Below are 14,401 nucleotides of genomic sequence, written 5' to 3' on the forward strand. Positions count from 1 at the left end.
TTTAGTATTGTTTCATTTTCGAGCGGATTCTAGGATCAAAAAACGCATACATCAAATCGACGATAACATTCACGATCGAGATGGTAATGGCTGTATAGACGACCCCGCCCATCACGCTAGGAATGTCGGGAATGAACTGCTTATCAACGATATAACTGCCGATACCGCTAATATTGAATACCTTCTCTGTAACCGCCGCTCCCCCGAGCATACCGCCGAACTGCAAGCCAATGACAGTAATAATGGGGATAAGCGCGTTGCCAACGGCATGCTTCCAAATAACACTTTTGCGGGCAAGCCCTTTGGCCCTTGCGGTCGTAATGTAATCCTCATGAATAACTTCAAGCGTCGATGAGCGGGTCATTCGGGCTACGGCAGCCGTTAGCCCTGTTCCTAAAACGACAATCGGCATAATCGCAGACAGCCAGTTCTCAGGGTTATACGTTGCAGGCAGCCATGGAAGCTTAATTGAGAAATTCAAAATAAAAATAAGCGCCTGCCAGAAGTTCGGAATCGACAATCCGAGCAAAGCAATGAACATAAAGGTATAATCAAAAAAGGAATTCGGTCTCGTAGCCGAAATAATGCCGATTGGCAAAGCAATCAATACTGCGATCAGCGTCGAGATAACCGTTAACGTGAGCGTCACCGGAAATTTATTCGCGATAGCTGCCGTAACATTCTCGTTGCCTGCAAATGACTTGCCGAGATCGAATGTAAATATACCTCTAATTGTGTCCCATAACTGGACAAGATAAGGTTGATCCAATCCGTACAGATGGTTGAAGGCTGCGATCTGCTCGGCAGTCGCTGTCTCTCCTAATAAGTTAGCCGCTGGATTCATCGGCGATATATACAGGATTGTAAAAACAAGAAAAGCGACGCCCAAAATAACGAATACTGACATCACGATTCGTTCCGCAACGTATTTCAAGTAAGGCATCGAGTAAATGGCCATCAACACATACATTGGAAAACCGATAATGAGTGATAAGATGAAGAAAGCCGGATTTAAGGCTAACGCATGATACGTATCGCCAAATGAAAACTTCAGCCCGTTCTCGCTGGCAAGCCGTTTGTCCAGCTCATGGTTGAACGATTCATTAAATTTGATCTCAGCCAACCGGTTCGCTTCCAGCTCGGTTTGCTCTGCGCTGACGGTTTGCCCGAAGAAACGATGCTTGCGGACAAGCTGTTCCTTAGCCTCGATAAGCAGCTTATCCCGGCGCCCAGTTGCAAGCAGCTTGCTCCTTGTCTCCTCGGCGATTGCTTTGTAGCCGTACTTAGTTTTACGATATTGATGAACGCCATACACGATGGCAGATACAGGAGCTCCTAACAGCAATATAAGCAGACTGTAGGCTGGATGTAATAACATTTTGCGGTAGATGGCGGCGATATGATCAACAAAGCCATTACCCGTAGCAGTTGCGTGCCCTTTCAAGCTAGTCCGCTTCCTTTCCATCTAGTAATTTTAAATTGCATTATTCCGATCAATATAGTAGATTTTATTTTATGGACTGGAATATGTCAATAACTTATAACTTTGTTACTTACTTTTTTTCATTATACATGATATAAGGAATATCAGGTATAAATAAGAATCTCTCTTTAAATTACCCTAATCTCAATTGGAAAACCACAGAATTGCAGGTGCATATATGGATACATTATTACAAGTTAACGATTTATCGGTTTCTTTTTTCGCCCGTAACAAAGAAATAGAAGCGGTACGTCACGTCAGCTTTGAGGTCCGTAAAGGCGAAACGCTCGGCATTGTAGGCGAATCCGGCAGCGGAAAGAGCGTTACCGCGCGTACAATTATGAGGCTGCTGCCCTCTCCCCCTTCCATGGTGAAGAACGGTGAGGTGCTTTTTCAAGGTCAAAATTTAGCCTTTAAAACCGATAAAGAAATGGAAGCCATACGCGGAAGAGATATTGGGATGATCTTCCAAGATCCCATGTCATCGCTCAATCCGACCATGCGGATCGGCAACCAAATTGAAGAAAGCTTGATCAAGCATCAAAAGCTGGACAAGAAGCAAGCCCGTACTGAAGCGATCGAGATGCTGAAGCTCGTAGGCATTCCGAACAGCGAAGCCCGCTATCATCAGTACCCTCATGAATTCTCTGGCGGGATGCGTCAGCGGGTCATGATCGCCATTGCGCTGGCATGCCGTCCTTCGCTGCTAATCGCAGATGAGCCGACAACCTCGCTTGACGTTACCATACAGGCACAGATCCTTAACCAGATGAAGGATATACAGAAGCAGCTAGGAACCTCCATTATTTTAATTACGCATGACCTAGGTGTCGTAGCCGGCATGTGTGATCGCGTCGTCGTCATGAAGGACGGAGAAATCGTCGAGACAGGAACAACGGAGCAAATCTTTGCCAATCCGCAGCATCCTTACACTGTTAAGCTTCTCCATGCATTGCCTCGTTTAGACGAGAAGAAAAAACCGAAGCCCATCCCTGCGATTATTCAGCGGGAAGAAGGCGTGCCTTTGCTGCAGGTCCGTTCATTGAAGCAATATTTTGATATGGGCAAAGGGCAGATTGTTAAGGCCGTTAATGATATCAGCTTCGATATACAGGCAGGTGAAACTCTCGGAGTTGTCGGTGAATCGGGCAGCGGAAAGTCAACGACCGGCCGCACAATTCTTCGCTTAAATGAGGCGACGGGCGGCGAAGTGCTCTTCAAAGGAATACCGCTTCAGCAATTAAATCGCTCGGAGATGAAGACGATGAGACGTCATATGGGCATGATCTTCCAGGACCCGTACGCGTCACTAAATCCAAGGCTTCGCATCATTGATATTATTGGCGAAGCGCTTGACGTACACGAAATAACGACCTCCAAACGGGATCGTCAGAAACGTGTCGAGGAGCTGCTTGAGATGGTTGGGCTAGATCCTTCTCATGCTATGCGCTACCCGCATGAGTTTTCCGGCGGCCAACGGCAGCGGATCGGCATTGCGCGGACGCTCGCTGTAGAGCCTGAATTTATCGTCTGCGACGAGCCATTGTCCGCACTTGACGTTTCCATTCAAGCACAGATTGTGAAGCTGCTCGAGGAGCTTCAGCAAAGGCTTGGTCTGACCTACCTGTTCATCGCCCATGATTTATCGATGGTGAAGCATATTAGCGACCGCGTCGCGGTCATGTATAAAGGGAAGATCGTTGAGCTTGCTGAAAGCGAGGAGCTTTACGCGAATCCGATCCATACTTATACGAAGTCACTTTTGGCGGCAATCCCAGTACCCGATCCCAAGGTTGAATCGCAGAAGAAGCTGGTAGTGCATGAGGAAGCTGCCAAAGCTGATCCCTACGAGCTAGAACACTCCGAATTCGTTGAAGTGAAAAAAGGCCACTGGGTGGCCGTTGCAACCAGCTAAGCTGGCAATATTAAAGAACCGAAACCCGTTAGATGAGCGGGTTTCGGTTCTTTTTATTTGGACTATTGATACGTTGGACTTCCTTCAAGTGCAACCTAACGACGGATATACATCCCTATCGTTTACCCTTGTTTATCCGTCCATAATGTCCGCCGCCACACGGAAACCACAGTTGCCGGTAGAGCTGTCCGGTGTGTTTCCGCTTCTAGCTGCGACGCGGTAACGGTTGCAGTAGGAACGGTGGCATAGATAAGAGCCGCCGCGCATGGCACGTATTCCGGTCGGTTCCATGAACCTCGGGTTTCTCTCGGATGTCACTTGGTGGTATTCGGGGCTGAACCAGTCAGAGCACCACTCCCATACATTACCGGACAAATTGAACAATCCATACCCATTAGGCTCATAAGCATCAACGGGCGCGGTGCTTACATAACCGTCGCTGGCATTGTTCTTCACGGGGAATTTGCCTTGCCAAATGTTGCACATGTGCTTTCCTTCTGGTTTCAGCAAATCCCCCCAAGGGTAGGTTCTGCCTGTGAGCCCGCCTCTAGCGGCGTATTCCCATTCGGATTCCGTCGGCAAACGAGTCCCAGCCCAGGCGCAATATGCCATCGCATCGTGCCAAGTGATATGAACAACCGGGTGGTCAAGCCTCTCGTCAATAGTTGAATCCGGCCCCTCCGGCTTCGCCCAAAAGGCACCATCCACAGCAAGCCACCATGGCGCTTGCTGCGGGACCTGTCTGACCCGCTCTCGTGTCAGCTCGGAGGCCAGCAAATGGAACACAAATGACCAACCGAACCGTTCGGCTTCTGTAACGTAGCCGCTCTCTTCAACAAAGGAGCGAAATTCACCGTTTGTTACGGCATACGGAGAGATAAGGAAGGAATCGACATGCACATCACGAGCCGGTCCCTCTCCATCCGACGCGACCCCGCCCGCTTCACTCGTCCCCATCCTGAAAGTGCCCCCATCAATTCTTACCAACTGACTGATTCCTCGTGCGTGAGTGGATCTTGTGGGAAGCAATGGATCGTCTATTCGTTTTATTTTGGCGGCTGCTACCTGTTCTCTGCCTGCCGTACAACAAGATTTTCCTGGTATCATATCATTATTTGCCCCTCTCCCAGCCTATTAAGCATAGAATGCTGCCCCGCTAATCCCCGAGAATAAGAGAATCGTAAATGGATGCAATCGTAAACGAAATAACATGTATAAGCATGCAGCTACAATAAGGAAGGCCGGTAGGAGCTCGTTGATAGACAAGCTAGCAGATAAATGGACCACACAGAGTTGATAAGCGGCAAAAAGTATAAGAGCTGTAACAACAGGCTGCACGCCATACATGCAGCGCTTGAGATAATTTTTATGGTCACGGGTAATGAAGTAAATCATTCCTGCAGTCATCAGCATGGAAGGCAGCAGTAAGCCTAGCACACCAGCAATGGCGCCAATCACCCCGTAGGCTTGATAGCCGACAAGCAAACCCAAATTAACGGCGATGGGACCAGGAGACATTCCTGCAACTGCGATAACGTCTACAAGCATATCGCTGCTCATCCAGGCTTGGCGTTCCGTCTCCCTCTCAATTAATGGGATCAAAGCATACCCTCCGCCAAACGACACGAATCCCATTTGCAGAAAAAACCAAAATAACTGCACCATGACTTCAGCTCCCAGATGAATGACTTAAATAAAATACATATATGAATTGTCGGCACTATCCTTGAATTGGCGTGTCTGCGAGCTTTTTGCACTCCGACCGCCATGTGTTGCAACGACACTGGCAGCAGCACCTCCGGTTATAAGCCAAATCGGATGTGTCTCCAAAAAAAGAAGTACAAGGCTTATAATCGCAATTGCTAACGAAAGTGTATCCTTAATTGATATCCTCCCCAGCCTAAAAACGGTATAGAGGATCATTGCAACAATTCCCCAACCGATTCCTCTTAACGCTCCAATTACCTTCAAGCTGTCACTGAACTTGTTATAGAGTAGAAAAAGGCCGATAACGATGAGACAGGTCGGTAAGATGGCACCCATTGCTGCTGCGACCGCCCCCTTCACCCCGTCTAGACGATACCCGATCAATAAAGAAGCATTGATTGCCACGCCTCCTGGGGCCGCTGCCGCAAGCGAAAGCGTTTCTTGTAATTCCTCTTCATTCATCCATTTCCTGCTCGCAACAATCTCCCGTTCCAACGCAGGAAAAGTGGCGTATCCACCGCCAAAAGAAATAGGCGCAAGTTTTAGAAAGCTCCAAAATAGGGATGTTAATCGAGGAGAACTCGATTCAGAACGATTCACTTCGCAACACTACCTTCCTAATAATTAACCTTCTATTCGCAGCTTTGTTTATTCCAATCTGAAATAAGCATAGCTAAATCCGAAATGAGGGAGTGATTTCAAAGCATCTCTCACGCTTTAATCTTACACCTTAATCCCAATATGATAAAAACAATCCTTTCGATCCACCTCACAAAATAACAAATAGTAAGGACACATTAGAGCATCCTTCTCATTACCATTATTGTCTATAATGAAAAGCAGAAAGGAGATGAATCTATGAAAAAGACAAATATTCTATTGATTACGAGCGACCAGCAGCATTGGAATACGATAGGCGCATTTAACAATGAAGTCCATACTCCCAATCTGGACCGGCTAGTTCGTGAAGGTACAACCTTCAGCCGAGCTTATTGTCCCAATCCTACTTGTACACCTAGCCGTGCATCCATTATTACCGGCATGTATCCAAGCCAACACGGAGCTTGGACGCTTGGCACGAAGCTGCTCGAAGATCGACATACGATTGGCGAGGACTTCCAACAGGCTGGTTATAAAACTGCGCTGGTTGGTAAGGCACATTTTCAACCTTTGCGTTCAACAGAACAATATCCATCACTCGAATCGTATCCCATACTGCAGGATTTGGATTACTGGAGAACGAACAAGGACTCTTTTTACGGCTTCTCTCATGTTGAGCTAGCACGAAACCATACCAATGAAGCGCATGTTGGGCAGCACTATGCAGCATGGCTGGAGGATAAAGGATGCACCAATTGGCGAGATTATTTTTTGCCGCCGACAGGCACCATGGATCCTAACCAGACTTACACATGGCCAATTCCTGAGAAGTACCACTATAATACCTGGATCGCCGAACGAACGAATCTGTTATTGGAACAATATAAACAAAATGATGACAGCTTTTTCTTGTGGTCCAGCTTTTTTGACCCGCACCCTGAATACTTGGTTCCTGAGCCATGGGACAGAATGTATGATCCCGATAAGCTAACCATTCCTGCCATGGTACCAGGTGAACACGATAATAATCCGCCGCATTTTCGAATGACTCAAGAAGAGGCGCCAGACTTCTCGTTCTTGCGAGAGAGCGAATTCGACATTCACGGTTATCGCTCCCATCATTACTATGAGTACGGCAGCAAATTCAGGCTGACGGAAAAAGACAAGAAAAAGCTGGTCGCTGTGTATTATGGCATGGTCAGCATGATGGATAAATATATTGGCACTATTCTTGATAAATTAGACCAACTCGGATTAGCTGATAATACGCTAGTCGTATTCACAAGCGACCATGGCCATTTCTTTGGACAGCACGGCTTGCAAGCTAAGGGCGGCTTCCATTATGAGGATTTGATAAAGCTGCCGTTCATCGTGAGGTACCCAGGGCACGTTGCGGCTGGCAAAACCTCTACTGCATTTCAATCACTTGTTGATCTAGCTCCTACCTTCCTTTCGTTCTCAAATCTGCCTATCCCTCATGCAATGACAGGAGTAGACCAGAAGGAAGTGTGGCTTAGCAGGTCTGATCAAGCAAGAGACCATGCCATTTGTGAATTCCGGCACGAGGCAACTACCATCCATCAGAAAACGTTCGTAAATGAACGATATAAAATCACGGTTTATTATAACCAGATATACGGTGAAATTTTTGACCTGCAAGAGGATCCTAACGAACTTCACAACTTGTGGGATAACCCTAATTACTCCAGCTTAAAAACAGAGCTCCTGCTGAAATATGTATGGGCTGAGCTTGGTAAAGAACCTATGCCGATGCCTAGAATTTGTCACGCTTAGCCTGTCCATCACGAAGCCTCAAGTCTGTAACCAAGCAGGTACTATTTGCATCATCGTACTAGGCCGCAGGCAGACTTGAGGCCCTTCTCATGAATGACGGTTACTATTCACCTATGTCGGGCGATGTTAAAATGATAGTGACTTTCATCAACTTTAACTTCGGAAGAGGTCGTCTGCATGATAGAGTTCACCCATGAATATGCGGAACATTTGTACCACACCCCCAATGCCTTGGAGAAGCATAACGGAGTTATACCCATCCGTATTGGCTATAACGAGGCAAAGCCAAATTATCATATAGGACCGCGCTTTATTGCTTACTATAGCTTGCATTTCGTTCTTGCAGGCCAGGTTACACTGTGCATGAATCAGGAAGAGACAACACTTACGCGAGGCGATCTTTTTGTTCTATTCCCTAACAGCATTCATGAATATTACATTACTTCCTGTGAAGAACCCGCTCTAAAGATGTTTTGGGTTGCTGCCGAAGGTAAACAAATGCCGCTGGTCACCCGCCGCCTTGGGCTTACGCTCAAACACCCCTATATTAAAAATTTTTTCAACCAGGATCTTGAGCGATCCTTTTTTCGATTCGCCTCCGAATGGAAGCATCTCGTGAGACAGGATGACTTCTCGTTAACGCAAGGGTTCTACTCTTTATTGAATCAGATCATTCAATTATCCAAACCGATGAAAGCAGCCTCACCCACCGATGACTGGGTAGCAACAAGCATCGACTACATTCATTTGTATTATAAGGAAGGGATAACCGTTGCAGACATTGCTGAACATGTCGGGATCCATCGTTCGCATTTTTCGAATGTCTTTCACCAGAAAGTCGGCACCCGGCCGCATCGGTACCTGACGAATCTAATCATGACGGAAGCTATGAAAATAGTGCAAACGACGGCACTGCCGATTTCTCATATCGCCCTATCCCTCGGGTATTCAGACGTGTACTCCTTTACACATGCTTTTAAAAGATACCATGGACACTCGCCAAGCTCTTACCGGAAATCATAATAACCTAACTTACAGCCTAAAAAGAGAAACCCGATGTCCTCCATAAGACTCGGGTTTCTCGACAATCTAACTGACTGCATCAAATATTCATTGATTTATATATTAATGAAAGAAATATTTGATAATGACTGAGCTTTATAAGTTCATTCAGGCTAAATTAATAGCTTTAATTGTATCCAAAGGTATTTTCGGCTTTCGATCCTCAGTCAGAAGCCCGTTAATCTCCTGCTGAACGTCGGCAAGCTGCGTATAGCAGTAACCACTAATATACTTAACGTCCTTAATAGCTTGGGTAATGCCGCGGAAACGCTTAATGAATTCCTCCTCCGACGCCACTTGATCGCCATAGCCCCAGCCTTTGTCCGACTGGAACGCGATACCTCCGAATTCACTGATGATAATCGGCTGACCTTGATATTCGTATCCTTCGGCTAACGCATACTTCCATTGATTGCAAGTCGTTTCATTGGCCAAAATCGCATCCTTGTCCGCATAACGCTTCAGGAAACCATCACCTGTAGCTACATAGTCATGCAGCGTTAAAATGTCGGATACCGTATGCTCCCAGCCGTCGTTCGTGATGACTGGACGATAAGGATCAATGGATTTAGTCAAATGATAGATGCCCTCGGTAAACTTCTGCTGCCGTTTATCACGCAGAATAGCGGGGATGCCCCACGATTCATTAAATGGCACCCAAGTAATAATACTTGGATGGTTATATTGCTGCCTCACAATCTCCAGCCATTCCTTTGTAAACGCATCGACCGCGCGGTCATGAAACTCGAAGGTAGCCGCCATCTCCGACCACACAAGCAAACCTTTCACATCGCACCAATAGAGAAAGCGGGCATCCTCGATCTTCATATGCTTGCGCACGCCGTTGTAGCCCATTGCTAGAATGTGATCGATATCTTCAATTAAGGCTTCCTCGCTTGGTGGAGTCAGATGGCTTTCTGTCCAATAGCCCTGATCCAGAATCATTCTCTGGTAGATGGGAACATTGTTTAGCAGCACCTTGCCGTTCTTAATAGAAACTTTTCGCATGCCAAAATAGGAGAACACCTTGTCTACAGCCTGATCCTTCGCATACAGCACAAATTCCACGTCGTATAAGTTCGGATGCTGCGGAGACCAGAAGCTTCTTTTCCAAGGCCCGTTTGCCTCATGCAGCAGATCAACCTCAACGGTTAGGCAAGGGCGATCGATCGCTAGACTAACCCGTTTCACAAGCTTGCCTTTGAAGGTAACGATAGCTTCCAGCCTTAAATCACCGGCTCCCGCTTCCTCCACCCCATGCACCTCAAAATCGAAACGGACGATGGAACGGTCGAAATCCGGCGTGATTTTGACGGCGTCAAGTCTCTGTTCCTCCACGTATTCCATCCATACCGTCTGCCATATCCCGGTCGTCTGGACATAGAAGCATTCGAAATTGTCTTTGGTCCAGCGCTGTTTGCCTCGAGGCTGATAGCAGCTATTGCTGTCTACCACCTTCACCGTAATTAGATTATCAGCTCCGAATGCGAGATAATCAGTAATGTCGAACGAGAAAGCCGCGTAGCCTCCTATATGCTGTCCTGCTAACGTTCCATTCACCCACACCTTAGCTTCGTAATCCACTGCTTGGAAATGAAGGATAACCCGTTTCCCTTCAGCTTCCATCGGGATGTGAACAGCTTTGTTGTACCATACTTGCGGATGGAATTCTTCGACTCCAATCCCGCTCGCTTTGGTTTCGTACGTGAAGGGCACGTTTATTTTGTGGGTCTCTTCGAATTTCTCGTACCACTTTTCTTTCTCTCCCAAACCGCGGTCATCGAAGCGGAAGTTCCATTCGCCATTTAAGCTTAGCCAATTGTCGCGTACAAATTGTGGTCTGGGGTAGTCTTTGATATATGCCTTTGTTGTCATGCCGTACCTCCTAATTCTTGTGCTTCGCCAAAACTTCCAGTACATAAACAGATGTAGGGCGCAGCGGATAGCCTAGCTTCCATTCTTCGGCAGGGACGACTTTTTTCTTACTTATAATGCGTTCCGGCTCAAACACGGAATTGATATCGTCGTAGGAATCTCCCGTAATTTCATATAAAATCGTTTCTTCCGAAGCCTCGAAGTTTTGCAGGTCAAGCGTCGCTTTCACCTCATTTAAGCTGCGGTTTACGATAAACACGGTGATGGAGGTGCGACCGCTGTTCGTGCCTGCCACAACATCGAGATCAGGCAGCGCCTCCAGAGAGATAGGAGTCTCCCTGAGTGACGGAACAGCAAAATTTCCGCAGTCGGCTGTGGCGTGAACAAGATGCCGAACATCACAATTTGCGTACAGCTTCATCACTTCATACGTTGGCGTTCCGAATACGGTAAGGGGTAAGCCGCTCCAACCGGGCTCCTTGCCGCAATATTGATCGGCATAATAATCGCCAACGCGAATACATCCGCCGAGCCAGCCGTTTACCAGATCGGAGAAGCTGCCGATATGAACCATATCGCTGCAGCGTATCATTTCGTTCAGGTTAGCAGCATTGGCTACTGCCGCACCTAAGGTATGCTCATTCGGCAGCCCTTTCCGAATCGTGTTCGGATAATACATCGTGTTGTATTCAGTAATCGCCAGCTTCACATGGCTATGCTTCGCATTCGCAAGAATATGCTCTGTCGTCTTTGTGATGTGGTGACGGGTAAACTCGGGATAAGCAGCAATCGCTTTATATCGATCCTCCGACGGCGTATTCTGGTTCATGCCGAATGGTCCATAGCCGTGGTACAAATGTAAGGTAAGATAATCAAAATGTTCACCAGCTAGATCAAGGACGGTCTTGTTCCACTCCTGCTCGAAGTGTCCGCAAGCCAGCAGGACGATGGAGGGATCTGTCGCCTTCATAGCTTCGGCGAAGGAAACCGTACGCCTTGCAAACTGATCTGCAGAACACGTACCTACCTGCCACTGTCCCCATACCTCGTTGCCAATCTCCCAATAGCGGACATTGTAAGGCTCGGGGTTTCCGTTCGCCGCACGCATCGCACCCATTGGCGTATCGACGCCGCCATTACAGTATTCAATCCACTGAGCGGCTTCCTCGGGCGTACCCGATCCGTCATTTACGCAGATGAGCGGCTCCACTTGAAGTTCCCGGCAAAACCGAATAAATTCGTCCGTGCCAAAATATTTACTGGTCCAGCCACCCCATGCTTCGTTGTACATGACTGGTCTTTCGAGAACAGGACCTATACCGTGCTCCCAATGGTAGGCACTGATGTAGTTGCCGGCAAGCCTCATCATCCCCGCGTTCAAATCACGCGTCATGTCGATGACTTCACGCTTCACCATGGCGATGCAATCTATCGGCAATACAGATACATGGTCAATCCAAAGCATACCGGTGGACACGTGATCGCACCATCTCTGGTGGTCATCCGGAATGTATACCCTGAGTTCGGCGTCGACGCATTCGCGAGCAATAGACAGCTGCGCTTCGTACTCACGCCAATTGTGACTGTCGAGCTCGATCCGGACTTGTCCAAGGAGCTCTTCCGAGCGCCGATCGACAGCTGCAATGATAATAGTCTTCAACTCGACGGAGGCACGGGCCACAAGCTTGACCGCGTAATCGGCTGGCCCCTTGAGCGCTGTCTTTTGCGCGATTCCCGCATAGGCCTCATCATCGCTCAGAAGGCGAATGCGCTGGGCGCGCCCCGAATGCTTCGGTGCAGGCGCCTCCAACGCGTACTTGGTGTTCCGCCCATTCGTATAGGCGTACCAGCTACCGGAAATCTCTTTCTTCGACACGGCCTCGCTCTCGAAGTCCATATCCTTAAGCGGAAACGCAAGCATCGCTTCCATATGATCCCGAATATCTTCAACGAAATGACCGAACAGGTAAGGGTTAACCGCATGCTCGCTCGCATGGCTGCAATCAATCGTAATCTTTGCGTTAGTTTTCAAAATAAACCTCCAACTGATTTGTCATAATGGTTACGATGTTAACCTTTAAGCGATCCGATCATAACGCCCTTGACGAAATGCCGCTGCACGAATGGATACATGATCAATACCGGCAAAGTAGAGACGATAATGACCGCGAACTTAATGCTCTCGGCAAGCAGAATTTGATCCTCCAGCCCGACACTTCCGCCCTCGATGCCTGCGGATTGGCTGATCATGAGAATTTCACGCAGCACAAGCTGGAGCGGATGCAGAGCCTCGTCGCGGATATAGATCAGCGCGGCGAAGTACGAATTCCAATGACCCACCGCATAGAATAGAACCATAACAGCCAATATCGGTTTGGATAGAGGCAATATAATGCTAAACAGCAATCGCCAGTTGGAGCAGCCGTCCATGTGAGCTGCCTCCTGCAGCTCCCATGGAATGCTTGATTGAAAGTAAGTCCGCATAACGATTAAATTGTACGTGGCGATCGCCCCCGGAACGATCAGCGCCCACATGGTATTCACCATCCCCAGTTCCTTAACCAGCATATAGGTTGGAATCAATCCGCCGCCGAAAAACATAGTGAGCGTGATCAAGACCATAATTTTGCCGCGCCCGGGAAGATCTGGCCTAGACAATGGATACGCCGCCAGTATCGTCATGATGATATTGATGAGCGTGCCGACCACGGTATAAACGATCGTATTGCGGTACCCTGTCCAAATTTTATCGTTGTGCAAAATGCTCTTGTACGCTTCCAAGGTCACGCCCTTCGGAAGCAGCCATACTTCTCCATTCAGTACCTTGGACGGATCGCTGAACGAAGCGCTGACAATAAAGAGCAGCGGATACAGCACAATAATAATGATGATTGCGGCGATCACGTATATAACGAAGTCGAACGCCCGTTCATCCGACGGTTTTCTTATGGCTTGTTGCTTCGACATGACTGGGTTCTCTCCTTTACCATAAGCTCGTCTCTGACGTCTTGCGTGCGAACCGGTTGACCATCAGCAGCAGGATGAGATTGATGACCGAGTTGAACAGTCCGATAGCCGCCGTGTAGCTGTATTCTCCCTTCAATATGCCTGTCGTATAGACAAACGTGGAGATGACGTCGCTTGATTCCAAATTCAAGTTGTTTTGCATGAGCAAAATTTTCTCAAAGCCTACGTTCATGAAATGGCCGATATCCAGAATGAGCAGGATCACGATGACCGGAGCTATGCCTGGAAGCGAGACATGCCATATGCGCCTCAGCCTCGATGCCCCGTCCATCTTGGCCGCTTCGTATAGCTGCGGATTCACTCCGCTGAGCGCCGCAATGTAGATAATCGATTGCCACCCCATGTTTTGCCATATGTTTGAGCTGATGAAGATCGTCTTGAACCAGCCGGCTGCCTCCATGAATCGGACTGAAGTGCCGCCGAATGCCTCGATCATCATATTGATCGGTCCTGTCGGTGATAGGAATACGTTCAATATGCCTACGATAACGACAACCGAAATGAAATGAGGGATATACGTAATATTTTGCAGCCATTTGCTAAAGGTTTTGCTTCGGATTTCGTTAACAATTAGAGCGAGCATAATCGGAACCGGGAATGCGATGAGCAGAGAGAACAAGTTGATGGACACCGTGTTCCATAACAGCCTCCAGAAATAATACGAGTCGAAAAACCGTTCGAAATGCCCAAAGCCTTCCCAAGGGCTTCCGAAAATGCCCTTTGCCGGATTGAAATTTTTGAATGCGATTTGCAGGCCGTACAGTGGACCGTAGTTAAAGATTAAGTACCAGGCTATCGGCAGAAGCAGCATAAGATACAGATCATACCGTTTGGCTATATTCCTGATCAGGCTGGATCCGCGCCTCGGCTGGATATGGGACAGAGCGGCTGCACCTTCTTGCGCGCTCTTCATGAGCATTCACTCCTTATTCATACGG

11 protein-coding genes are annotated in these 14,401 nt (G+C 47.8%); 3 read left to right on the forward strand and 8 right to left on the reverse strand.

Annotated elements, in window-relative coordinates; genetic code table 11:
- Position 1: 1 nt before the first annotated feature.
- The gene (locus AB4Z50_RS11185) at positions 2 to 1,444 is read right to left on the reverse strand and encodes an ABC transporter permease (RefSeq protein WP_441878821.1); all 1,443 of its coding nucleotides are present in this window, start codon (positions 1,442 to 1,444) and stop codon (positions 2 to 4) included.
- A gap of 217 nt (positions 1,445 to 1,661) precedes the next feature.
- On the opposite strand from AB4Z50_RS11185, the gene AB4Z50_RS11190 reads away from it, so the two are divergent.
- On the forward strand, positions 1,662 to 3,398 hold the full coding sequence (locus AB4Z50_RS11190) for an ABC transporter ATP-binding protein (RefSeq protein WP_441878823.1): 1,737 nt from the start codon (positions 1,662 to 1,664) through the stop codon (positions 3,396 to 3,398).
- A 132-nt stretch (positions 3,399 to 3,530) separates the two neighbouring features.
- Here AB4Z50_RS11190 and AB4Z50_RS11195 read toward each other — a convergent pair whose 3' ends face one another.
- Genes AB4Z50_RS11195 through AB4Z50_RS11205 form a run of 3 tightly spaced genes read right to left on the reverse strand, consistent with a single transcriptional unit; the run spans position 3,531 to position 5,705 of the window.
- The gene (locus tag AB4Z50_RS11195) at positions 3,531 to 4,505 is read right to left on the reverse strand and encodes a formylglycine-generating enzyme family protein (RefSeq protein ID WP_441878825.1); all 975 of its coding nucleotides are present in this window, start codon (positions 4,503 to 4,505) and stop codon (positions 3,531 to 3,533) included.
- Positions 4,506 to 4,532: 27 nt separating this feature from the next.
- Positions 4,533 to 5,063, reverse strand: coding sequence for a chromate transporter (locus AB4Z50_RS11200; RefSeq protein WP_441878827.1), 531 nt, complete (start codon positions 5,061 to 5,063; stop codon positions 4,533 to 4,535).
- Between the two features lie 24 nt (positions 5,064 to 5,087).
- Complete coding sequence (locus AB4Z50_RS11205) at positions 5,088 to 5,705, reverse strand: chromate transporter (RefSeq protein WP_441878829.1); 618 nt, start codon at positions 5,703 to 5,705, stop codon at positions 5,088 to 5,090.
- Between the two features lie 258 nt (positions 5,706 to 5,963).
- Between AB4Z50_RS11205 and AB4Z50_RS11210 the strand changes: the two genes are divergently transcribed.
- Complete coding sequence (locus tag AB4Z50_RS11210; protein WP_441878831.1) at positions 5,964 to 7,499, forward strand: sulfatase family protein; 1,536 nt, start codon at positions 5,964 to 5,966, stop codon at positions 7,497 to 7,499.
- Positions 7,500 to 7,676: 177 nt separating this feature from the next.
- Positions 7,677 to 8,522, forward strand: a complete 846-nt coding sequence (locus AB4Z50_RS11215; RefSeq protein WP_441878833.1) for an AraC family transcriptional regulator — start codon at positions 7,677 to 7,679, stop codon at positions 8,520 to 8,522.
- Between the two features lie 147 nt (positions 8,523 to 8,669).
- On the opposite strand, the gene AB4Z50_RS11220 is transcribed toward AB4Z50_RS11215, so the two are convergent.
- The 4 genes from AB4Z50_RS11220 to AB4Z50_RS11235 are packed head-to-tail and all read right to left on the reverse strand — an operon-like array spanning position 8,670 to position 14,376.
- Complete coding sequence (locus AB4Z50_RS11220) at positions 8,670 to 10,436, reverse strand: glycoside hydrolase family 2 protein (RefSeq protein ID WP_441878835.1); 1,767 nt, start codon at positions 10,434 to 10,436, stop codon at positions 8,670 to 8,672.
- 10 nt (positions 10,437 to 10,446) lie between these two features.
- On the reverse strand, positions 10,447 to 12,468 hold the full coding sequence (locus AB4Z50_RS11225; RefSeq protein WP_441878837.1) for an alpha-L-arabinofuranosidase C-terminal domain-containing protein: 2,022 nt from the start codon (positions 12,466 to 12,468) through the stop codon (positions 10,447 to 10,449).
- Between the two features lie 38 nt (positions 12,469 to 12,506).
- Positions 12,507 to 13,403 (reverse strand): carbohydrate ABC transporter permease, encoded by an 897-nt coding sequence (locus AB4Z50_RS11230; protein WP_441878839.1) that lies wholly within the window; start codon positions 13,401 to 13,403, stop codon positions 12,507 to 12,509.
- Positions 13,404 to 13,419: 16 nt separating this feature from the next.
- Positions 13,420 to 14,376, reverse strand: a complete 957-nt coding sequence (locus AB4Z50_RS11235; RefSeq protein ID WP_441878841.1) for an ABC transporter permease — start codon at positions 14,374 to 14,376, stop codon at positions 13,420 to 13,422.
- Between the last annotated feature and the right edge of the window lie 25 nt (positions 14,377 to 14,401).

The organism is Paenibacillus sp. 2TAB26 (assembly GCF_052115145.1).
Taxonomy (GTDB): Bacteria; Bacillota; Bacilli; order Paenibacillales; family Paenibacillaceae; genus Pristimantibacillus.